Annotated in this window: 18 protein-coding genes and 2 pseudogenes; 7 read left to right on the forward strand and 13 right to left on the reverse strand. The window is 39.8% G+C overall.

Going from position 1 to position 23358, the window contains the following annotated elements:
- Positions 1–62 precede the first annotated feature (62 nt).
- A pseudogene (locus FTV11_RS17185) lies at positions 63–418 on the forward strand (site-specific integrase); the annotation flags it as partial.
- 16 nt (positions 419–434) lie between these two features.
- Here FTV11_RS17185 and FTV11_RS12545 read toward each other — a convergent pair.
- Positions 435–782 (reverse strand): hypothetical protein, encoded by a 348-nt coding sequence (locus FTV11_RS12545; protein ID WP_180074097.1) that lies wholly within the window; start codon positions 780–782, stop codon positions 435–437.
- Between the two features lie 564 nt (positions 783–1346).
- Between FTV11_RS12545 and FTV11_RS12550 the strand changes: the two genes are divergently transcribed.
- Positions 1347–1721, forward strand: coding sequence for a hypothetical protein (locus FTV11_RS12550; protein ID WP_180074098.1), 375 nt, complete (start codon positions 1347–1349; stop codon positions 1719–1721).
- Between the two features lie 575 nt (positions 1722–2296).
- On the opposite strand, the gene FTV11_RS12555 is transcribed toward FTV11_RS12550, so the two are convergent.
- Both FTV11_RS12555 and FTV11_RS12560 read right to left on the reverse strand, forming a co-directional pair.
- Positions 2297–2533 (reverse strand): acyl-CoA thioesterase, encoded by a 237-nt coding sequence (locus FTV11_RS12555; RefSeq protein ID WP_373685424.1) that lies wholly within the window; start codon positions 2531–2533, stop codon positions 2297–2299.
- A 93-nt stretch (positions 2534–2626) separates the two neighbouring features.
- Entirely contained in the window at positions 2627–2809 is a 183-nt protein-coding gene (locus FTV11_RS12560) for a hypothetical protein (protein WP_168377709.1), read from the reverse strand.
- Positions 2810–3084: 275 nt separating this feature from the next.
- Here FTV11_RS12560 and FTV11_RS12565 point away from each other — a divergent pair, with 275 nt between their 5' ends.
- From FTV11_RS12565 to FTV11_RS12575, 3 genes are all read left to right on the forward strand, one after another.
- Positions 3085–4290 carry a DUF1615 domain-containing protein gene (locus FTV11_RS12565; RefSeq protein ID WP_180074099.1) on the forward strand — a complete coding sequence of 402 codons (1206 nt, stop codon included), beginning with the start codon at positions 3085–3087 and terminating at the stop codon, positions 4288–4290.
- A complete protein-coding gene (locus tag FTV11_RS12570; RefSeq protein WP_180048883.1) occupies positions 4257–4886 on the forward strand; it encodes an HAD-IB family hydrolase in 630 nt (209 codons plus the stop codon). Before FTV11_RS12565 ends, FTV11_RS12570 begins: the two co-directional genes overlap by 34 nt.
- Positions 4887–5062: 176 nt before the next feature.
- Entirely contained in the window at positions 5063–5266 is a 204-nt protein-coding gene (locus tag FTV11_RS12575; protein ID WP_078188800.1) for a hypothetical protein, read from the forward strand.
- A gap of 81 nt (positions 5267–5347) precedes the next feature.
- Here FTV11_RS12575 and FTV11_RS12580 read toward each other — a convergent pair whose 3' ends face one another.
- Together FTV11_RS12580 and FTV11_RS12585 are read right to left on the reverse strand one after the other, a co-directional pair.
- Positions 5348–6442 (reverse strand): acyl-CoA desaturase, encoded by a 1095-nt coding sequence (locus FTV11_RS12580; protein ID WP_168377711.1) that lies wholly within the window; start codon positions 6440–6442, stop codon positions 5348–5350.
- A gap of 11 nt (positions 6443–6453) precedes the next feature.
- Entirely contained in the window at positions 6454–7521 is a 1068-nt protein-coding gene (locus FTV11_RS12585) for a ferredoxin reductase (protein WP_180074100.1), read from the reverse strand.
- Positions 7522–7665: 144 nt separating this feature from the next.
- Between FTV11_RS12585 and fabR the strand changes: the two genes are divergently transcribed.
- On the forward strand, positions 7666–8364 hold the full coding sequence (gene fabR, locus FTV11_RS12590) for an HTH-type transcriptional repressor FabR (RefSeq protein WP_078188804.1): 699 nt from the start codon (positions 7666–7668) through the stop codon (positions 8362–8364).
- A 64-nt stretch (positions 8365–8428) separates the two neighbouring features.
- Here fabR and FTV11_RS12595 read toward each other — a convergent pair whose 3' ends face one another.
- The gene (locus tag FTV11_RS12595; protein ID WP_180074101.1) at positions 8429–9226 is read right to left on the reverse strand and encodes an alpha/beta fold hydrolase; all 798 of its coding nucleotides are present in this window, start codon (positions 9224–9226) and stop codon (positions 8429–8431) included.
- A gap of 106 nt (positions 9227–9332) precedes the next feature.
- Positions 9333–9596, reverse strand: a complete 264-nt coding sequence (locus tag FTV11_RS12600; RefSeq protein ID WP_168377714.1) for a PAAR domain-containing protein — start codon at positions 9594–9596, stop codon at positions 9333–9335.
- A gap of 512 nt (positions 9597–10108) precedes the next feature.
- Between FTV11_RS12600 and FTV11_RS12605 the strand changes: the two genes are divergently transcribed.
- The gene (locus FTV11_RS12605; protein WP_180007928.1) at positions 10109–10546 is read left to right on the forward strand and encodes a hypothetical protein; all 438 of its coding nucleotides are present in this window, start codon (positions 10109–10111) and stop codon (positions 10544–10546) included.
- Positions 10547–10658: 112 nt separating this feature from the next.
- Here the strand turns inward: FTV11_RS12605 and rapA are convergent, their stop codons facing one another.
- From rapA to FTV11_RS12630, 6 genes and pseudogenes are all read right to left on the reverse strand, one after another.
- The gene (gene rapA, locus FTV11_RS12610) at positions 10659–13496 is read right to left on the reverse strand and encodes an RNA polymerase-associated protein RapA (protein ID WP_180074102.1); all 2838 of its coding nucleotides are present in this window, start codon (positions 13494–13496) and stop codon (positions 10659–10661) included.
- Between the two features lie 141 nt (positions 13497–13637).
- Positions 13638–14282, reverse strand: a complete 645-nt coding sequence (locus FTV11_RS12615; protein ID WP_180007926.1) for an RluA family pseudouridine synthase — start codon at positions 14280–14282, stop codon at positions 13638–13640.
- 133 nt (positions 14283–14415) lie between these two features.
- Positions 14416–15120 (reverse strand): phosphopantetheine-binding protein, encoded by a 705-nt coding sequence (locus tag FTV11_RS12620; RefSeq protein ID WP_180007925.1) that lies wholly within the window; start codon positions 15118–15120, stop codon positions 14416–14418.
- A 120-nt stretch (positions 15121–15240) separates the two neighbouring features.
- A pseudogene (locus FTV11_RS17190) lies at positions 15241–15571 on the reverse strand (IS3 family transposase); the annotation flags it as partial.
- A gap of 338 nt (positions 15572–15909) precedes the next feature.
- Positions 15910–20430, reverse strand: coding sequence for a translocation/assembly module TamB domain-containing protein (locus FTV11_RS12625; protein ID WP_180074103.1), 4521 nt, complete (start codon positions 20428–20430; stop codon positions 15910–15912).
- Between the two features lie 21 nt (positions 20431–20451).
- The gene (locus FTV11_RS12630; protein WP_180074104.1) at positions 20452–23193 is read right to left on the reverse strand and encodes an autotransporter assembly complex family protein; all 2742 of its coding nucleotides are present in this window, start codon (positions 23191–23193) and stop codon (positions 20452–20454) included.
- Between the last annotated feature and the right edge of the window lie 165 nt (positions 23194–23358).

Genomic DNA, 23358 nt, shown 5'->3' on the forward strand with positions numbered 1-23358 from the left:
TGACTTTTAATGCTCTTTAGTTGCAACCTATTTGCACCACGAAATTTCAATGTTGCAAATTTATAGGTACAGTCACTAAGCGACAAACAAAAGACGGTACAACTCGGTATAGAGCTCAAGTCCGCGTACAACTTCAAGGCTACCCAGAATTCAAGCAATCCAAAACATTTAGCTAAAAGTCTTTGGCTGATGAGTGGATTAAACGCGCAGAGGCAGAAATTGAATTGCACCCTGAAAAAATGTTGAACCCTGAGGTGCAACTTAAGCAAAAACACTCAGAGAATTCATATTTCAGTATTTGGATGAGGCGGACAGTTTTGCTAGGACAAAAACAGGAGCACTACAGCATATCGCTAGTTTAGATATTTCTGAAAAGAATATCTATTATTTAACGCGACAAGACTTTTCTGATTACGCCGCTTCTTATAAAAGTATTAATCTTTCTGAACCCCAGCATTCTCTGCATTAAATTCTAATGATATTTTCTCATATAGTTTACTTTCAGCTGCTTCTAAGCGAGCTTTTGCGTCAGCTAATGCTTTCGGGTAATAAAGATAGCTTTTCATATCTTTATCACAGCTATCCAGTTTTTTCTCACAATCACTATCATTCCTTTTGGCTTCTCTAGACTCTCTGATTATTCTGTTGTAATTATTTTTGGCTTCGTACCATTTAAATTCAATTACATTATTAGCATTTGATGGTTCATCTTTAGCATAGCAATTCACTGATGCTAGGAAGCAAATTGTTAGTCCGTTAATAATTTTGGTTAGATAATGCACTATTTATACTCATTAAATTGGATGTTATTGTAAATAGTAACGTAATCTAACCCACCTGCCATAGGTGCCACCCACAGTTTTCTCTCGATGGGACGATCGAACAATTCTTGAATGACAGGATGTTGACTCAATGTTTTAACCTCTAGCTATATTTAGCAAATGATGCCCGAACCGCATTCGAAATCTTCGAAGCCACATTCAACAATGCTAAATTCAAATCTATGTTCGCAAAATCTGTTGAGCGTAAAAACGTTTCATGGCAATGATTATGCAATTGAATGATGACAATGAATATCAACATTGCTCAACGATTGAATTGAGGAATTTGAAGCTTCGGAATTGGACGGCAAATTTGCAATGCGATAGTTTAGTAATTCCAAACAAAAATTTCTACGCTTTTGCTTAAGAGTCGTTGAAACTTATGCATCAGCCATGTAGTTAACACACTATCGATTCAACATCAGACTTTCAGCAGATCTGCCTGTACAGGTGTTACTATAGAGGGATACTGCTAAAATCATTGAAAACTTAAATCTATAAATTCACATCAGTGAGTTGAACTTTATGAAAAAATTGAAAATTCTCTCTTTTATATTTTTCGCTACTTTTTTGACTGCCTGCCAACAACCCAATGACGAGGTGGCTGCAGCTGAAAGCCAAAACGCTGATTTAACAACGGAACAAGCGACTCAACAATTTGAGCAGTCAGATGCGCAAATCAGTCAATACCTTGATGTTTTAGATGCCCCAAGCACATCTATCAAGGAAAAAACACAAGTCTTATGTCATGACTACCCTCATGAATATAAAACCAACTATATGCCTGCCATGCTCAAACTCGCAGCCCAAGACTATACTCAAGATAAAATGTTGAATGATTTGAAGATTGCACAGGACTATTACAAAGAAAAACTCAAAATTGAATGCCCTGCTGAATAACCTCCTTTTCATCATGGCGTCATAATTGTGCGATAAATTGTAATTAAGCGAAAAGTGGGTAAGTTTCGCTGTAATAACAACGTAAAATATACTTCCCGATTTATTCGGGTTTTTCTTTTTAAAGCTTTCAAATAATAAACGGCAATTGAATGGCACATATTATTTTGTGATAGACTTCAAAATACTGATTTATTTTAATAATTTTTTCGTTGAAATTCACAATTTGGACACAGAACAATCTATTTTAATTACACGTTTCTCATGATTAATACATTAAGTTGTTTTTCCAAAAATAGACTGAAGATTGAATCACGAAAACTTTAAACAAAGTACTTTTCGCTACACTTATCTCTGCTGCTGCTGCAACTACATTTGCTGCTGAAGAACAAAAAGTTGAAGCTGCTGCATCTGAAGCTCAAACAACTGAAGTTGCTCAAGACGCAACTGAAGCGGCTCCTGCTTCTGAAACTGTTGCAAAATAATTGAGCAAAAATTTAAAAGCCCACAGATTGTGGGTTTTTAAATTCACAGGCATTTTTTAAGTCTTTCGCAGCTGTCAATGAATTTGACTTCAATTATTTAAAATATAAACGTTGAATTTGACGTGCCCGCCGGTTTAAACCCAATACTTTTTTTCTTTGTAAAATGTCTTCTTCACTAAATCCCAAGCGCTGGATTAATTCAGACATAGCTAAATCTGCATGTTCGATCAACACGGCATCTTGTTCAGTTGACCAAACCACGGTTGATACCGTTAATTTGTGCTGGCGTTTTAACTTTCTCATTTGCTCAGTATAAAAGACTTTAGACATATCGACAAAAAAGCCCACCCGATGTGAGCTTTTTGCAAAGACTGTGTATTCATCATCTATTGGATTGAAAAATAGATTTACTGAACGATGATGTTAAAGATTTTCATCCTTCGTGATCATCACTGAGGTTAAAATTGGAACAGCAAAACAAGGTAATAAGAGTAAGATCCAATATTCCACCATCGGTTTAGCCACAACAAAGTTAATAATGATTGCCCCCAATACCATAACTAACGCAATCAAACCCAAGAAACGACTGAAAAATTTAGCTGGCATAATAATTCCCTTAAAAAATTATGGATTTCAGCTAGTATATACCTTCATTTTTATAATCTGTTGAAAATGATATTGGAATATTCATCTATTTAGCTCAAAAAGCATTCTTTTTCCAATCATCCTGACAGAACTGCTTGTTTTTACACGCGTAGATCTCCATAAATAGATTGACAGTCCCCTATGAGGCATATACATATTTATTCATTACTTATGTATTTTGCATAGTATACTGCTCCTGCTTTGTCGCCCCCATATGGCTGAGTTTATTGGAAAATATGAACAAAACTTTTTCGACCACATTATGCTTTAAATCCCTTTCTGTACTGGCTTTATCCATTGGCTTGGCTGCCTGTGGTAATGGTTCATGGTGGAGCAAAGATGAACCCACTATGGAAGCAGAACAGATTAAAAAAGCCATTCCACCTCGCGTGAATGAACGTCTTTCATGGGCCAATGATATCTATGACATTAGTGATCAGCTCGGTATTCCGACCACGAAAGAAAATGTCTGTACGATTGTTGCTGTGGTCGATCAAGAGTCCAATTTTGTTGCTGACCCACATGTGCCGGGACTCGGTGAAAAAGCCGTTAAAGAAGTTCAAGATCGTCTTGAAGAAAAGTTTAAAGATAAATTGGGTGATGGCATCGGTGGTACAGTCGCTGGCTATTTCCAAGATGTGTTAAAAAATCAGCCAAGTCCAGAAGATAACTATTTGAGCCAAATGCGCCGTGTTCAAACTGAACGTGAACTAGACGAACTATATCGTGAAATTTTTGACTATATGTCTAAACATTATCACGTGAGTGCATTAACAGGCGCAGCGAAACTGGTTGGACAAGATATTGGTGAAAAGCTCAACCCAATTACCACTTTGGGTTCGATGCAAGTCCATATAGGCTATGCCAAAGACCACAAACGCCAAGGTGGAAATATTGCTGCACTGCGTACAGACATGTATAGCCAATATGGCGGTTTGTATTATGGCATCCACCGTTTAATGATGTATCCAGCTGAATATGACAAACCAATTTATCGTTTTGCAGATTATAACTCGGGTCGTTATTCGAGTCGTAATGCGGCATTCCAAAGCATGTTAAATGACTTAACCCCTGCTGAGCTCGGCTTAGATGGTGACCTCTTGCTTTATAATAAAGATGGTTCTCCACATTCAGCAAAAAGCCAGTCTGAAACCGCGCTGATTGCCGTTTTTGCAGAAAACAATGTGATCGCGACGCCACGTCAAATTCGTTCAGATCTTAAAAAAGAAAAAGATCAGGACTTTGAAGATACTTTGACGTATAAAGCGGTCAAAAAGTTGTACCAAGAAAAGACTGGTAAAGAACCGTTTTATGCCATGATGCCTGAAGTCGTAATTTCTGGGCCGAAATTAAGCCGTGATTACAATACCAATTGGTTTGCCACACGAGTCGATGGACGTTATCAAACATGCATGCGCCGCATCAAAAACCTAAAACTCTAGCCTTATTCGATTTTGACGGAACCCTGTGTAATAAAGACAGTTTTACAGGGTTCATCTTCTATTCCCTGCCTAAACGGCATATCGTGCGCCAAGGGATTAAAATTCTTCCTTGGATTCAAGGCTATTATCTCAAGCTATATCCTGCCCATGCAATGCGTCCTCGCCTATATGCCGCAATGTTTAGCCAAGCCAATCATGAGCAGGTTTTAAATCAAGCAGCACAATATGCTGAACATTTGATGGCGGAACTCAATCCTTCGCTATATGAACAATTACAGCAACACCAAAAACGCGGTCATGAAGTCGTATTGGTTTCTGCATCCGTCGATTTATATCTTAAACCTGTCGCCGAAAAGCTCGGGGTCAAACTGATTTGCACCGAAACAGCAGCCAATGACCAAATACTGACTGGTTTGTATCAAACCTTAGACTGTAGTGGTGAGCAAAAGAAAATTCGAGTTTTGGAACAATTTAACCTTCAAGACTATGAGCATGTTTATGCCTATGGAAATAGCGATGAAGACCTCGCTATGTTTGAACTGGCCACCCACCATTTCATGAATGGACAGGATAAGTGCCTACCTGAACTCGACTAAAGTCGAGTGATTTAGTTTGGTTTATTAATCAAAGTTAACAATCACAAACTTAAATTTAAGTCGCTCTAATATATGGGTAAATTTTGAAAATTCTGCTTTTATTTTGACTTTATAGTGTGCTATTTTTCTCATTAATTAGAAATAATGCGGTCAAATATTAAAAGCGGGAAAAGAATATGAATCAATTCAATCCACCGAAATATGTCAAAGGCCTCCATATTAAATTTGGCGAAAATCCATTTGTACTCCTTGCTCAATTTGCCTTCTCAGCCACTCGCCAGATGTGGACGAAAGAAGAAATTGAATTGGTCATTCGTATGGCTAAAAAAGGAAATTATATGAATTTGATTAAGATCCTCAAATTACATATCAAAAAGTAAAATAGATATTTCCCCAAAGTTAATATAAAAAAGCCATGCAATTGCATGGCTTTTTTTCCCGTAAATTTAGTGTAGCGTTTATTACTTTTTAAATGGAAATGCATATTTCACAATACGTTTTAGTACACTGCCGTACTGTTTCACTAAGCTTGCGTTGTTATAGTTCAAACCATATTTTTCACATACGGCCTGTACTTTTGGCGCCATTTTACGATAACGACGCGCAGGAACATCAGGGTATAAATGGTGTTCGATCTGATGGCTTAAATGCCCTGTCAAAATGTGAAATGCTTCTGAACCGGTAAGATTTGAAGAACCACGAATTTGACGCATGTACCAATGTCCACGACTTTCATTTTCAAGTACTTTTTTCGGGAAAACTTCAACATCTTTGGTGAAGTGACCACAGAAAATAATACTAAACGTCCAGATATTACGAAGACCATTTGCCACTAGGTTCCCTGTGAGCACAGGTAATGCTGCCGGCCCTGCAATAAGCGGGAAGAACACATAGTCTTTAAATAATTGCTTGCCGATTTTGGCTTGCATTGGCTTCCATTCTTCTTTGGTCTGCTGCTTTGTTTTGCGACCTTTAAAGTATTTACCCAATTCAAGGTTTTGAATGGCAACACCCCATTGGAACAATAAGCAAAATGGAATGCTATAAATCGGTTGTAATAGATAGCCCGGCTTCCAACGCTGTTCTGGGAACAAACGAACGAGACCATAACCAATATCATCATCCATACCTTTAATGTTGGTATAGGTATGATGTTTAAAATTGTGAGTTTGGCGCCAGTTATCTGCTGTCCCTACGATATCCCATTCGTAGGTCTGACCATTGAATTTAGGATCATTCATCCAGTCATATTGACCGTGCATGACATTATGACCCAATTCCATGTTTTCCATGATTTTGGCAAAACCTAAAAGACCTGTGCCCAAAATCCACGCTGGTGGGAACCAACCTGCAAACAATAAAGCACGACCCGCCATAGATGAATAACGAACTGTCGAATACACACGGCGAATGTATTTCGCGTCTTTTTCACCTAAGTCATCTAAAACTTCTTGCTTAATCGCATCAAGCTCACGCGCAAGTTCGTCTAATTGCGATTGGGTTAACTCACGGTTTTTGGGATTTTTAAAATATTCAATTTTTACAGGCATGTTCATATTTTTCTACCTTATAAATCAATAACAAGATCTGACTGTGCTGAGTTCACACAAATTTTGAGTAAATTACCCGGCTCTGTATTTTGGCTACCATTGACCATATTTTTAGTCGAACCTTCCACTTTATTGCAGGCACATTTATTACAAATGCCCATACGGCAACCGTGATTTAGTTTGATATTTTGCTGCTCAAGACTGGCTAAAATTGATTGGCCTTTTGGAATACTGACGGTTTTATTGGATTGTGTAAGTGTGACATTCACAAAGCCAATCTCATCCGTTGCAATTGGGCTCATGCTAAATGCTTCACTCATAAAGCATTGTGCATGATCAAATAACGCTTCGGCCTGAGTGACGAAACCCGATGGACCACATGCAAACACAGTACTGTGCTCAATGTCGTCAATTTGAGCAGCGTGAGCGGCATTTAATCGTGGATCAGCAACTTCTTCTTGGGTAAAGAAAATTTGAAATTTAAAGTTTGGATATTGATTTGCCAAAGCTTCGAAGCGTAATTTGAATGCGGCATCATCGTGATACTTAACCCAATACATTAACTGAATTGGTTGCTCCGCAATTTTCTTGGTTTTGCTCATCGTTTTCAACAAACTTAACATTGGCGTAATACCACTACCCGCAGCCAATAGTAGCAACGGCGCAGAATTTGACACCAAAGTCATATCACCAAAAGGCTGACCAAATTCTAAGATATCACCCACTTGCGCTTGTTCTACGAGCCAAGTACTCACAATACCCGTATTCACTTTTTTTACGCTAAGTAATACGTGTTGATCATCCAACTGAGTCAAACTATAAGTACGTTCGTAACGGATACCATTTACGCAAGCAAAAACAGGATGATGCTGACCAGCTTCGCCAATTTTAAACAAACGGTTCACCTGTATGGTTAGGCTAACCATCTCATTTGCTGCATTTTCTTTTTGTACAATTTTGCCGAGTGCTTGATTACCAGACCATAACGGATTAAATTTCTGCAACCAGAAATTTACCGCATTGACGTCTACAACACTGTCTTTGATTGCGTTTAAAGGCTTTTTCGCTTTTTCGAGTACATGCATAATCAAATACAACTCATGGGAGGTTTTTAATTATTATACACATGTATATATATTTGTATATACGCTTGTGCATTTAATCGACATTTTCACAAAAGCTATTAGCAGACGCTATAATATGTTAATGTTTTTAATCTATTAAAAAATATGACTCAGTCTGCACAGACGAATATGGTTAACATGTACCAGGAAGATTTACATTCTGAAGCTGAAACTCCACTTACAGTTCGCACTGTAGGTCGTAAAGCAACAATTACCAAGGAAGAACTGTTTCAGGCAGCGCTTAATTTAATTGGTCCACAAAAAAGTATTTCATCACTGAGTTTGCGTGAAGTTGCACGTGAAGCTGGCATTGCTCCAAATAGTTTCTATCGTCATTTCAAAGATATTGATGAATTAGCCATTGAGTTGATTGATCGAGCTGGCGGTGTGTTACGTCAAATTTTGCATGAAGCACGCCTTCAGGCATCACGCCAAAGCAGTATTATTCGTAGTTCAGTTGAAGTATTTATTCAGCAGCTAGATGCCGATGAAGGCAACTTAAGCCTGTTGCTTCGTGAAGGCTATACTGGTTCGCATTCTTATAAAAATGCAGTTGAGCGTCAACTCAACTATTTCCAACAAGAATTAAGAGAAGATTTAATCGTCCTAGAGCGTTTAAATCAGAGCAAGTTGGCTCATCCTGACATCGTGGCACGTGGTATTACCCAATTGGTGTTTAACATGGGTGCGAAAGTCATTGATCTACCGACAGAACAACGCAAAGAAGTTGCCGAACAAACCATGATTATGATTCGTATGATATTGGAAGGTGCTCGCCATCTAGACGAAGCCCAAATTCGCTAAAAATTAACGGTGAGAAAAAAAGAAGACGTTCAGGTCTCCTTTTTTATGAGCAAAATATATTTTTCTAATGCTGTAAGTACTGCATGACGTGTAGCGCTGTCTGTTTCGGCTGCTCAAGTGGAAACATGTGCCCACCATCAACCACACTATAATCTATACCATAGGTTTTCTTCATTCCGTCAGGCAAACCTTGTTTATAAAAATGGCTGTCATTTGCGGTGATAAGGTGTACAGGCATTTGAGGGGCTTTCCGTGGGGTACGCCACCACCATGCAGGCACTGTACGGAAAATTTGTGCTTCGACGGCTTTTGGAATGCTGAGGGTCACGCCACCGCGTTTTTCATCAGCTTGAATGCCTTGTGCGATGTAATCTTCAAAACACTGCGCATCAAAACTTTTAAATAAACGATTATTCCGTAGTGCCGTATAGGCTTCATCCAAGTTTAACCAATGGTCATTGCGCTTCAGCGTGATCGCTGCAGGCGTGATTTTATCGACAGCTTTCAGCCTTAACTTTTGCATGCCTTCAAAAATGGCAGATTTGGGGCCTATCACAAAAGGCGGGTCCATAATGACCAATTGCGAAAACAAATCTGGACGCTGATAAGCCGCCATAAGGGTGACTAAAGAGCCAAAAGAATGCCCAAGCCCAATCACTTGTTGTTTTGGAAATTGGTGCTCGATATCTGCTATGACTTGATCGACCAAATATCGCCAATCTTTGGTGATCGGATAGCGCTCATCCATACCAATAAGCGGAATCACCTTCACATCAAATTGCGGTGCAAAGTAGGATAAAAACTTTCGATAACTTGCAGCAGGAATACCATTGGCATGGGTAAAATGGATCGCGCTTTTCATCTAAAACTCATCCAATCAACTGATGATGCCACATCATAAAGAGATCAATACGATTTAAACAGGACTCAATAAGTTTATCTAGATGACCTCAAAGTCAGTTTGCAGATTATTTTTGTGAACCGACCATTGATTGATTCGGTAAAAATGTTGCGCCACAACTGGTTTTATCTCCAGCAACCACAACACCTCGCCCCTTTACCGTTGTACTTTGATCTGCCGCGATCGCAGCCACAGTCGAATTACATTTCGGGCAATAATGTTTCATGCCGTTTAAATGCACCGCAATACCATTAATCACAAATGAAGGTTCACATTCTGAAACCACACCACCGTGTGACGTTTTACTACCTAAGGTAATTAAGGATTTCATATTTTTATTTTCTTCTAACGAACTGCTGAAATTTGAAGCATTTTAACGGAACTACCCACAACTCGCTAGCATCGACGTATAAATTTAACCAAGCCAAAACTTTACTTAACTAAAGCATCAAAACACGACATTAAGACAGTTCGTGATCAATCATTTGAATATGATGCTATCTCTGTATGTCAGAATACATTTAATCATTTCACCTTCATAATTCAATTGACATCAATCACGACAGCTTATGTCGCGATGCCGATTCTTTTACTAATCAAAGCATGTATATTGGGTATCGCAATGAGCATGAAGCGTAGCACCCTATTTTACAATTTCAGTATTTAACTGAGCTTCGAATCAGAAAATGGCGCTTTTCTACGCCATGATTAACTTTAGAACGTTCATAGACTGAACACATTATCCAAAACCATTTTTAGAAAATTTTAGATTCGAAACGTAGCACCATTTCATTTTATAGCGCAGATAAATAAAGCATAACCATTCTATTTTCAGGAGGTTTTATGATTTTAATAAATGACTTTGATTTAACCCAACCGCAAAAAGTCATCGTGTTAGACCATACACTAGATGACTCAACCCTGTTAACTGAAGTACTCGCTTTGTGTAAGACCGCAGACCCAGAGCTCATCGTGGCGGAAAGCAAAGAGGCTGATTTAGTCTTACGTTTATTACCTGAAATACATGCTTATTGTGGTGCCATTGCCTTAAAACAGCCGCTATGCATTGACATCAACTTTGATTTACTTACTGCTCATTATGCAACACGCAGCCAAGCAGACCGATGTACGATCCAAATTCAGTTAGCAAAAAATCATCCGGACTTTACCAAGCTCGAAGCCATATTTTATATGTTGGATGAACTAGAAGATTTTGATCAAGCTGTAGAATTACTGAAAAATAGTTACTTTTTTTATGCCGATGTCGACAATTTAGATTAAAAATAAACAATACAAAACTTTGATTTAGCTTAAATCTGTCGTGATTAATTTTACAGTTATAATTTTAGCCATAAAAAAAAGCACCCGAAGGTGCTTTTTTAAGATTCTTAACTTATGGCTTAACCACTACCATAATTTGAATCGCTTCTGGTGTAACCGCTAGACCATCAAGCAGTGTTAAACCTTCTTTTTGCAGTTTTTGTAAACGTGCAATTTCGTCTTCACGAATACTTGGGTTGAACTGCTTCAAATAAGTCAAACGGTCAATTTCATACTGCCATTTGCTACCATAGATTTCTTTGGCTTGTTGTTTAAAGCCCGGTAATGCACCACGAGCAATTTCAAGCGCTTGCTTATAACGCTGTTCAATGACATCACGACGCGCCTTAACCACTTGGCGGCAACTGTTACCATCAAGATGATGTAAATAAGGACGTAAAATTTCAGGTGCAATTTTTTGCGATAAATCCTGACCTTTTTCACTCAGTAATACACGAACCAACTGTTGTGGCAAACTAGACGGCAAATTCAATGCTTTTGGTGCAACCACATCGACTTTAAACCACACTTCCATTAACACAGAACCTTGTGGTAAAGCGGCCGATTTCAATACAGCAACGTTGGTACTACCAAAGCCTTGCGTATTAATCATTTCCATCACACTTTCAGTGAATGGATGCTCAAGTGTTAAATATTGAGCATCTTCACGGATCTGTGCTTGGTCACGATAGAACGTCGCCGTCATACCTTCTTCGTCCAAAGTCAGACCTTGAACTTGCATTTGATCCGTTGGCTTGATGATCACGGTACCATTACTTTGCTCATCAAAATCAATGTTTGTAGACGCCATAAAGCGTTTCATAAACATTGGCAAAGTCGTGTTGTCATCATAATCTTCAAGTGCAGTCACAATTTCTTGTGCCACGATTGGACGGCAAGAGTTGTATTCAAGTAAACGGTCACGACCTTCTTGAAGTTCAGCTTCAAGCGCTTCACGTTGCACACTTACGGCTTCGAGCAGATCTTCAAACTCTTGGCCTTTATCTGCCAACAAACAATCTTTCAGATTGACGATGAAGTTTTCTTGTAAGGTTTGCGCAGTCGGCGAGATATTACAGAAAATATTTAATGCTTCGTTATACCAACGGAACATACGCTCTTGCGCAGTGCCAACCAGATAAGGCACATGAATTTGAATACGATTTTCTTGACCAATACGGTCTAAACGACCAATACGTTGTTCAAGTACGTCTGGGTTTGCAGGCAAGTCAAACAAAACTAAGTCCGATGCAAACTGGAAGTTACGACCTTCAGAACCAATTTCTGAACATAGTAAAATTTGCGCACCGTATGACTCTTCCGCAAAATAAGCTGCTGCTTGGTCACGCTCTAATAGGCTCATGCCTTCATGGAACATCGCTGTGCGAATACCCGCATGCAAACGAAGTACATTTTCTAAAGACTCAACCACTGGACCACTGCGTGCAATCAATAACACTTTTTTGTGTTTCAGGTCTGTACGCAGACGTTCCATCAACCACATCACACGTGGGTCAGTTTCCATCCACGAGCCATCAAGCTGCGCTTCTTCAGGCCACATTTGTTCACGTAGCTTGCCATCTTTAGACCAGTTTTCAGGTGCAGGTAATGGCGCAGGCTGACAGTCACGACCTGGGAAGCCTTGAATCGCTTCACGGGTATTACGGAATAAAATACGACCAGTACCATGACGGTCTAATAACTCATGAATAGCACGGAATCGTTGTTCTGGCTCGTCAGTAATTCGATGACCTAATAGGCTTTCAATCGCTGCCAAATGCCCTTCTTCGAGTGGCAGATCAGACATCAGCACTTCAGCAATTTTAGCTGTTTGGTGATACTGCTCCTCTTCATCCAAGAAACGATCAAGTGAACTAAAACGTTGTGGATCAAGTAAACGTAAACGTGCAAAGTGACTTTCCACACCTAATTGTTCAGGCGTTGCGGTTAGTAACAAGACACCCGGCGTTTTTTCAGCAAGTTCTTCAACAAGGTCATAACGGTCATTGCCGCCTTCTTCTTCTGACCACATTAAATGATGGGCTTCATCGACTACAAGCAAATCAAAACCAGCTTCAAGGGCTTGTTCACGCAAGTCATCATGGTCGATCATCAAATCGACACTGGCAATGATGCATTGTTCAGTTAAAAATGGGTTGAGGTCTGGATCGTGCTCTTTAATCGATGCTGTACGTGTCAGATCAAATAATGAGAACTCAAGATTGAAACGACGACGCATTTCAATCATCCATTGATATTGCAATGAATCAGGTACTAAGACCAAGATACGTTCTGAACGACCAGTTTTAAGCTGCTGATGAATAATCAGACCAGCTTCAATCGTTTTACCCAAACCCACTTCGTCAGCAAGTAATACACGTGGAGCAAAACGTTTACCCACTTCATGCGCAATATACAGTTGGTGTGGAATGAGACCCACACGTGAACCCACTAAGCCACGTAAAGGGCTAGACTTCATATTGGCTTGAAGAAGCAGTGCTTCGATACGCAGGTCATACCATTCTTTATAGTCCACTTGGCTTGCAAGTAAACGATCTAATGGTTTTGCTAACTGAATACTTGCACCAATACGTGTTTCATTCAGTGCTTTACGCTCTTCAGTACCATCGGCAAGTTTACGTACCGCGTTATAACGAACCACACCACCACGGTCTTCAAGCGATTCGACAATCCAAATTTGACCTTCTTGGTCTTGGACTTCGTCATTTACATTGAAAACAATACGAGATAAAGGCGCATTGTGACGGGCATAGACACGAGTTTCATCACTTTTTGGGAATAAAATGCTGACCGATCGCTCATCAACATCAATAAGAACACCTAAACCCAGTTCCGTTTCTGTATCTGATAACCAACGTTGACCAATAGCAAACTGCTGCAATTTTTCCACCTTTTTCTCAAGTTCGGTCTGAAAATATTATGCTCAAACTGTGAACGTTATTTGAGCAAAAATCTAGACCATAAAGCAATATATTTTGACATAAAGCCCACTAAATAGTGAGCAGAATTCTTAGGGATTTAAATGATTTTCCTAAAATGGTACAGGACAGTGAAATTCCACTGTTTGCTCTGTTTCAGGATGGTTAAAACTTAAACGCTCAGCATGTAAACATAAACGCGGCATCAGCTTCTGTTGCTCAGGTGTTGCATACAAAGTATCACCAACAATAGGATGACCTAAATATTGCATATGAACGCGAAGCTGATGTGATCGACCGGTAATAGGAGTTAAAACTACACGTGTTACGGCTTGCCCCTGAATCTCAAAATGTTCAGTGGCTTTCCAATGCGTAAGCGCAGGCTTATTGTGTGCAGGATCGGCAATATGCAGTGGCGGATGTTCTGGGTCATATATGACCGGTACATCGACAGTACCTTCACCTTCGAGCGTACCCGCAACCAATGCCTGATATGTTTTTGAAGTTTGACGTTCTTGGAACTGGCGTGAAATTCGATTTTGCCCTTGACGGGTTAATGCAAAAACCAAAATACCTGAGGTATCACGATCCAAACGATGGATGAGCAAGGTATTCGGTTCAATTTTTAATAATCGATTGATAACACAGTCTTGTAAATCTGCTGTTTTTCCCGGAACTGTGAGTAAACCTGCTGGTTTATGGATCACCATAAAGTCAGTATCACGATGTATCAGGTGTTCGGTTAGAAAATTACTCAAAGTTCAATCCAGTTCTGATCTCGAAAAACAAGGCGGCAATAATAAAAAGCTTAGCCAACAATTACAATGCACAAAGCTATATTTCCCGACGTATTTTCCGATTTAGAACAAAAATAATTCCAATTGGCTTTGTTTAATCTGTATTGAGCAATTTTTCTAGCAATGCTTTTAAACTTGCACCATCTAAAAAGTCTTCATAACGGATGTTTGCACCATTGGCACGCCACAACCCAATTAAGCTGACCATGGCAATGGAATCGAGCCCATAACTGCGTAAATCGATTAAGGGATCTATTTCCAATGCGTCCATATCTAACTGTTCTGCGATAGCCAATAATATGCCTTTGGCCGACAAGACGAATTCCGTTGGCGCTGACAGATTCCAAAGCCGCATCAAATTATAACTACTCATATGATGGATACCTTGGCCTGATATGGAGTCCACCCACAGAATATGCTGTTCCTGATTATTCAGCACAATTGCGTCATCAACAATACAGATTTGCTCTGTCACGCTGTATAGATGCGGCAAGATCTGTTTCAGCATAGGCGTGATTTGCCCTGCAAAGATGAGCTGCGGGTGTGTTGTTGCATATTCACCGAGCTGCTGCATGCCTTGAAGTAAATCATCACCATATAAATCGACAATTGGAATCTCTAAGGCTTTGGCTTTATTGGTCAGTTGGATCAAATTTTCCATCAGCTGCGTATCTTGTATGCCCTGCTGCATGCGTAAATTTTGTAAACCAACCAGCACCAATACCGACTGTGTTGATGACAGCTGCCATTTCGCTTGAGAAGGTGCAAATTGGATTTTTTTAGGCATTGGGTAAAGCATACGGGCTCGGTACAAAACTTATGTTAGAACAACTGTTATGTTACCGCAGAACCGAGTCTCAAAGTGGCTTTCATCTTATGATGATGTACTTGGAGGTGATTTCACTTGTTGGACAACTAAAACTGAAATTTGAAGTGAGCTGCAAATTAACTTTTGTGGTTGAAGCGCCCCATTTTCTTCAACACACCTTCTGAAAAATCACTTTTTCATGCCTGCTCGCCGATTTTTGCATGTAGTTTTTTTTAGATCAATTTGCAGTTCTATAAGAGCTTTTAATTGATCGAAAGCTTGCAATGAAGCTGCGATCAATTGATTTTCCCAGTCGATAATTTGGTTTTGATAAAATCAAATTCAGCACTTAATTCAACAAGTGTTTTTCCGCTTTAATCGCAGCAAATGCTCACTTAGCTTTAAAATCATTTGAATGATTTCTTCTTGGTCCATGTGCCATAAAATACTGATATATTGATGTTTACAACATCATTTAGGGAGACAAATATACTTATGTCAATTGTCCAAATTTCCTGATCCTTCTCTCAACAAATTTAATACTTTTTTGAGGCCAATTGTTTGAGCTACTGTTTGTGGAAACACACCTCTTTTATTTTTTAATAGCTCTACACCCGCTTTAAGCACTTCAAATATGTATGATTGTAGGATCTTTCTTAAAGGGTTGTGTTACACAAAACCGCTTTATAGACCTATTTTTGTCTAGTCTAAAAATTATTAGATCAGCCATAAACAAGAATTTTTATTAAAACCTTAGATTATCACTTATAATTCAACACCTTAGAAACGCCAATTATAGAACAAGTCGATTGCTCGTTCTAAAGACTGACTCGCTTCCAAGTACAAACGTTGATTCATTTGATAACGTAAGGTCAGTTTATTCACTGGCGTAAATACCCCGACACCATAACGAATGAATAAGTCAGGTGTGATATAACCCGTCACAGAAACCTGAGTATCATCTCCTGTTCCTTGAGCATCTAATGCCAAACCACTCAGACCAAATGTACGACCAATTTGATTGGTCAATGCACGTGTACCACCCAAGCCCATACTAATACCGGCTGCAGCAATCGTATTGTTCACATCTGAACGGAAACCTTCCGCCTGACTTAAACCTGAACTTCCTTCATTGATACGACCTGTAATTAAGGCATTTAAGGCTTCTTGTTCAGACAGACCTGCATCGTTATACACCTGAATTGCTGGACTTGATGCTGTACCCGTCACACGAACACCAACGGTACTGCCTTGAACGGCTTTATTGGCATCAATATCTAAAGTTGGGTTCGCCAATGGTCCATTAAAACGGGCAATCGCACGGTTCAATTCCAGACTTTGACCATAAGCTTCGATTTTCACACGCTGAGAAACACCGATTGCACCATTGGCACGCATTGCTGTTTCTAAACCACGTTGTGTCAAATTCAAACGACCAATCAACGGAATTCGGCTATCAAAACCTTGGAAAATCACTTGATTACCAATATTCACCTGTACGTCAGCGCGAATATCCCAAGGACGTGCCGATTTTAAGATCTCAAGTTGGTTATCACCTTCATGTACCACACGTACATCTGAAGATACCCCAACCACTGTTGCAGACGATTCTGGCATCGAAATCAATGCACGCGGCACATCAATTTTACCTTTTAAGGTTAATTTCTTACTGAAAGGCAGCACATCTAAAGATAAATCAGGCGTTACAACAGCGGTGATCAATGGCGCTTGACGGACTAACATTTCATTACCCGTTAAATTCAACTGGATACGTGGATCATTTTTCCAGTCAATATTTCCGGTTAATTTGCCCACACCACGCCCACTGTTAAATGCACCATCAATCGTCGCATGGTTTTGACGTACAGCAGAATACAACTGAATATTGGTCAAGTTCACAGGCAATGAAATCATGCTAATCGAGCCATTTTTCACTCGAATCTCACCATCCATTAAAGGCTGTGACAATGTTCCGCTAATTTTTGCCGCATAAGACAACGTACCGCCCATTGAACGGACATCTTGTATAAATGGTTTTAAGATTTTCAATTGAACTTGGTTAAAGGCCACTTCACCACGGATCGGTTTATTGGCTTTATACGGATCAATAATAATATTGGCATAACCTGTACCAATATCTGGGGCTTTGGTATCGAGTCGAATTTGTAGCCCTTCAGCGACACTTTTCGCCATCAAGCCAACTTCATCATATTTTAAAGTGGATGCTAAATACTGTGGATCTTCAGCTGCTAAACCAAGTAAACCGTCACGAGTCACTAAACGTGCATCAATTTTAGGTTTTGCACCTTTCGCCCAAGACGCTTTTGCATAACCATTCACTTTACCCGTAATCGCCAGGCCTTCAGGCATAAATGCTGCAAAATCATTTAAGTCTAGGTTCTTTGTCACAAAGGATACATTGCCGCGGTTTTTATTCACACGAATCGGCTGATCAAAACATAATTCACTTTGCTGGCTCATCCAACAATGTGCGCCAACAAATAAGTCAGACTGTGCAGTGTTGTAAATAATCGATGCATTTTGACGCTGCACAAGACGGGTACGTAAGGAGTCAAAATCGCCTTTTTGAATCTGACCAAGCCAATTATTTTGTGCGTTAAAACCACCAGCTAACTGCACATAAAATTTTGATAATTTATTTTCAGCACTGACTTTTAATAAATGCGCATTACGTGTTCCTGCTAGTGAAATTTGACCTTTCACAATCTCACGGTTGTTACTGCGTAAATTATCCATCGTTGCCGTTAATAAACTTGGTGAAGTCGCAGAAGTTGGCAACTCGCCTTGCACCCGTATTTTTTTCACACTGAATAAATTATTAAAAGCAAAATCATCTATTGCGATATTGGCAGATGCTTGCAGTCGTGGTTGTGCTTGAACATTTAAGTAGCCATAAGCACGTCCACGTAGGCCTGCATAAATTTCATATAATGCCGGTGCATTAATTTTCAATTGTAAATTTTGTGCATTACCAGTGGCTTGAATTTGGTTATTGGCATAAGCCAACAGTAAATTATTCGCTTCAAACTGTTTTGGCATAAAACCAGATTGATTTGAATTAATCACCATCGCCAAGTTACCTTGACCACGGACAGGTTTGTTATTGATCATACCTGCCAAATTCAGACGTTCAATTTGAATACGTTTTAGCGTATCTGACCACACACCACTGGTTTTTAAATTTCCAGATAATTCACCCCGTACATTTGAGGCAAAGTAATGCGGCTTAAAATGCACCAGTGATGCATTGATATCCCAACCAATGGCTTTTTGTAGTAAAACTTGTCCATTGGCAGAAATTTTACCTGCCACGCCATCATGACGTAGCTCGGCTATTTTAATTAATTCAGGTGTACCCGATACTTTGAAAATCAAACTGCCTTTACTTGCGGCAACTTGGCTTGCATTGAGGCCACCATTATAATTCACAGCAAAAGCTTTAAAGCCTCCACCTTGTTTCTCATCATGGAAAGTCAGCGCAGCAGTAGATTTACCTGTTAAATGAACCGTTTCATTTTGCTGTGCTAGTCGGCCTAACAAATCAATATTATTCAGCTGAATAATCTGTTGATTTGGTTTTGCATAACCATTGGCTTTTAATGACCCTGTAATTTGATCGACAGGCGCAGCAGCTACGATGGTTTGCGGATTGAACTGCTGTGCTTGTACATTGGCTTGCCATTTCAGCATACGTTTTTGATCAGGCAATTCTACAACTGCGTTACCTTTGAGCTGACCTTTGTCGGCCACATAACTAAAGGCATGGACATTGAGATTGTTATTTTTCAGATTCAGTTTGGCTTGATATTGTCCAGCAGGCAGAGCACCTTTTTCATGTCGTGACACTGTGGTCGCCACATTAATATTCTGCTGACCTTCTGTAAGCGCCAATTGCACATTGCCCGAATCACTACTCAACCATCCAACATATGGCACTGCACGGTCTATATTTTTCCAAGACACATCCATCAGCATCGGCTGAGCTTTATTATTTTTGGCAGGCGCTTGATCGAGTTTTAAATTCCAAGTTTCATATTGATCAAAATCCACCAACGCCGTCAGGTGCATGCCTTTTTCAAGGGTGCCTTTAGACGCAATCTTACTGTTTAAATTTACAGGTAGAAAATCTTGAACCACCTGCGGAATCAACTTATGTTTTGGATTAATTTTATCTAAACGACCGCTTACATCCCAAGTAACCTGATCTTTCCAACTCACCACGCCGCCCAAATTGACAGCGCCGCCCATCACTTGACCATTTAGGTTAGTAATATCAAGTTGGTTGACCAAGTCCGTACTCATGAGCGCAGTATATTTACCTTCAGGGATATTGGCACCGCTCAGGTCCGTGTCTAAATCTAAATTAAGACGCTGAATATCTCCTTTGAATTTTGCCAGACCATTTTTAGCAAAAAGCTTTTGCTCAGTCAGTAAAGGTAAATGATAGTTTTTAAATTTGAGTGCACCAAACATTGGAACATGTGGACGCATTGGATGAACCACAGCCCAACCAGTTAAAAGATCTGGGGTATGAGTTGCCACACCAGCTTGAATCGTATCAAGAGATCCTTTAGCCACCACTTGAATATCATGAATGTTCAAGCTTTCACGTAGTGAAGGTAAGTTGACAATCCCCACAGCATTTAGCGGATATTTACCTTCAAACTTCATATTCCCTGACGCTTGGCGCACGGATAAATAGCCCATATCCATACGGGTATCTTCAAATTTTAATTCCGTCCCTGACCAAAGCGCTTCATTTAATTCAATGTCATAAAAATCCACACCTGAACTATGGGTTTTAATCAGCATATGATCTAGATCTGCATGATCGACACGAAGGACGAAAGGCAAACGGATTTCACTAAATGCAAAAGGTTTATCGCTAGGTGGTGTCTTGGTAATAATTTGCAGATTTTTAACATCTGCCTTATTTAAGTGAATTTCTTTATTAATAATGGCACGCCAACCGAGTGTAATATCGGCACGGTCAATTTTTACATCGACAGGTTTTAGCGTAACGAGGACATTTCGTAAAATAATGCCCCGCCACAGGTTACCACCTTCATATTCATAGTGAATGATTTGCTGACGTTCCAGAACACGGTCAAGTAAAAACTTACTGCCTTTGTCTGTAGAAAACATGACTGCTAATGCAGCCACCAAAAAGATAAGCACGAACACGAAGGTCAAAATGACACTTCGAAGAATACGACGCTTCTTCGGCAGTTGCTCTACCGGCGTTTCGTTTTCTGGTTCTTGCTGTTCTTGTTCAGTCATAAAAAACACATCACCTAAAAATTATAATTGTGAACCAATAAAGAAATGTAAACGAATTGGTTTGCTGTCGTCAGAAAGTCCGGTAGCGACATCTAAACGAATTGGGCCAATTGGAGAAGCCCAACGTATCCCCACACCTGCGCTATATGCAGTCGGTGTATTGAAGTCTTTATCGTACGCATTACCAAAGTCACTAAAGACCGCAGCACGCCAGCCTTCTTTAAATTGGTAGTTATATTCTAATGAACCCGTTGCCAAGACTTGACCACCAATTTTATAGCCATTTTTTTCGGCAGCTAAACTCTTATAGTCAAAGCCACGAATGGTTTGGTCACCACCGGTAAAGTAGCGTAAGTTATAAGGAACTTTATCAAAGTTCTCTGTCAGAATATAACCTAAATCACTGCGCCCCACGAACTGGTGATTATCATTTTCACCCAATGAATAAATAAAGCGCCAGCCCGCATTCAAGATAGCCATATCAACATCCGAAAGTAAGCTTTCACTTCCGACTTCAACTTTATAGGTTTGCTTTATCCCTTTACTTGGATTCACACGTTTATCAGAGTCGGTTCGAGAAATTTCATAGCCAAACATCAAGGACTGTTGTTCATTGTTGGTATTCACCAAGAATGCATCTGGAATGTCATCACTAGGATTAAGTCCGTCATCAGTAACACGGTCTAAACGGTAACGTAAACCAAAAGTATGCTGCCAATTACCACGTGGGTTTTTAATAATCCGGTCAACCCCAGCTACAGCAGATTCAATGGAAAGATTAACGCCTTGACCGACATCGTCACGTTCTTCACGCTCATAACCACCGACCAAGCTGACATAGTCATTTAATGGATGGTTATATGGAATGTTATAGCGACCATCAATCGATTGACGGATTTTGGATACTTCCATGTTGGCGTCAAAAGAATGACCACGTTTGTTTACAATGGCACGACGATACTGGCCACGAACACGTGTACCGGTGTCGGTACCAAAACCAGCACCAATTTCTGCACTATTCAGCTTGTCTGCATTCAGTGTCACGATCACAGGGACTTTTTTATCTTCACGTGCTTGCGCTTTTAAACGTTCTTGTTCTGCTTGTTTAGCATCTTGCGTATCTTGCAAACTGCGTAATTTAGAGGATTGCTCTACATCATTCACCCCCGCAAATTGGTCTTCATTAACCACTTTTTGCGTCACTTCTTTATTCGACATCACTTCCGTTTTGTCTTTCACTACTTGTGAACTTTCTGACAACTGATTTTGATCGACCAAGGTTTGAATATCCGGGGGCAATTCAAGTGGCTTTTCAATCGGGTCTGGTCGAATTGAATCAACCAAGGTGTAGTTAAAATAGCGAGAGTTGGTCAAGTTATTAGCCAAACCATTCACACGCCAGAAAGTATAGTCAGCACCGTCTTTCCACGTCACCAAACTTTCTAAAATATCGCGATCCAATGGAAATTCTGCATTCGAATCGCTCATTCTAAATTCAACTGCGCCAAGCTTATAACGCTCACCCGTTTCAAATCGCAAATTGATATCGGCTGTATTTTGTGGTTGAGCCACTCTTACATCGTGCAAACGCCAGTACGAGTCGAAATAACCGTTATTAGTTGCTGCATCATTAATTCGGCGTTTCGTCGTTTCGTATTTACCATGATTAAGAATGTCACCGTCTTCCTGATCTGGTAATACACCAATCACCTGAAACTGAGCTTGGTTCGCCCCAGCCCCAGAAAATTCAACATTCTGTTTTTCAATTTGCACAGGCGTATTTGGTGTAACCAATACACGAACTTTGCTGTCAGACACTTTTTCAAATTTGAATTCAGATTGATAGAAACCCACGGCTTGCGCGGCTTGATTGGACAAGCTACGTAATTGAGGCAAAGCCGATGGAAAATCACTAAAGGATTCTTGAGTAAAACCTGAAAGCTTACCTTTAATATTGGCTTTGAGATCTTCCAGTGCCGCACCGTAGGCCTTACTCGACGTTTGACTGGTGTTATGTGCTGAGGTAATTTCAACATCCGCACTAATTCGTGGCACTTTTGCCGTATTCATCTGACGTGGCGGACGTACTTTATATAATAAGCGCTTGAAAATACCTGGCTCTGCATCATCCTCAACTGTTGGGTTATGCAGCTCTTGCAGAGTATTGGCATTTTCATTTCGTGTCGCGGTAATTTCATTATCCGAACGAATTTCACCCATGAGCTGATCAATATTGACTGGCGCTTGGTTAATTTCCGTTAACTCTTTTTGGGTAATATCCGCAACAGCAATTTCTGTTTGCTTTATTGCACGGTACTCCTGTGCTTGACGTTTGGCTTCTTCAGCAACTTGGAAGATTTCATTCGCCATGTTTTGATCAACAGGTGTCACGGGTAAGTTTTCTAAATCTTCAAACTCAATGGGTTTAAATTCTTGTAGTTGTGTTCCTGCTTGCTGCTGTTCTTGCAGCATTTTCATGCTATCAACAGATTCTTCTGGTTCATTTATATTTTCAATTTTTTCAATTGCTTCAGGCGTCGATAGCCCTTGCTTTACAGCCTCATCCTTGATTTCAGTAACAATCTCTGCTTTTGTATCTGCAGATGTTGCAACCGTTTCTGCGGGAGTTTGGGCGAAACTATGCTGAGCACACAAGGTCAAAAAGATGCTCATATATAGACTTTTATTGCTATGATGCTGTCGTATGCAGTGAGCTATACTGTGATGAAGCAATGTTTTTTTAAACTTGATTTTTGCAGGCATAGCAAACTCTAACAAATTTCATTATGTAATGGACTTAGTCAACCAGATATAGAGCTAAAGATCTTATATCTATTGGTTTTTCGCCATCTCCAAACTCAAAAAACATATTACATGATTTTTTAGAGATTTTACCAATCACTCACATTTCTTAATAAAACTTAATGT

This window comes from Acinetobacter sp. YH12231 (assembly GCF_013417755.1).
Classification (GTDB): Bacteria; Pseudomonadota; Gammaproteobacteria; order Pseudomonadales; family Moraxellaceae; genus Acinetobacter; species Acinetobacter amyesii.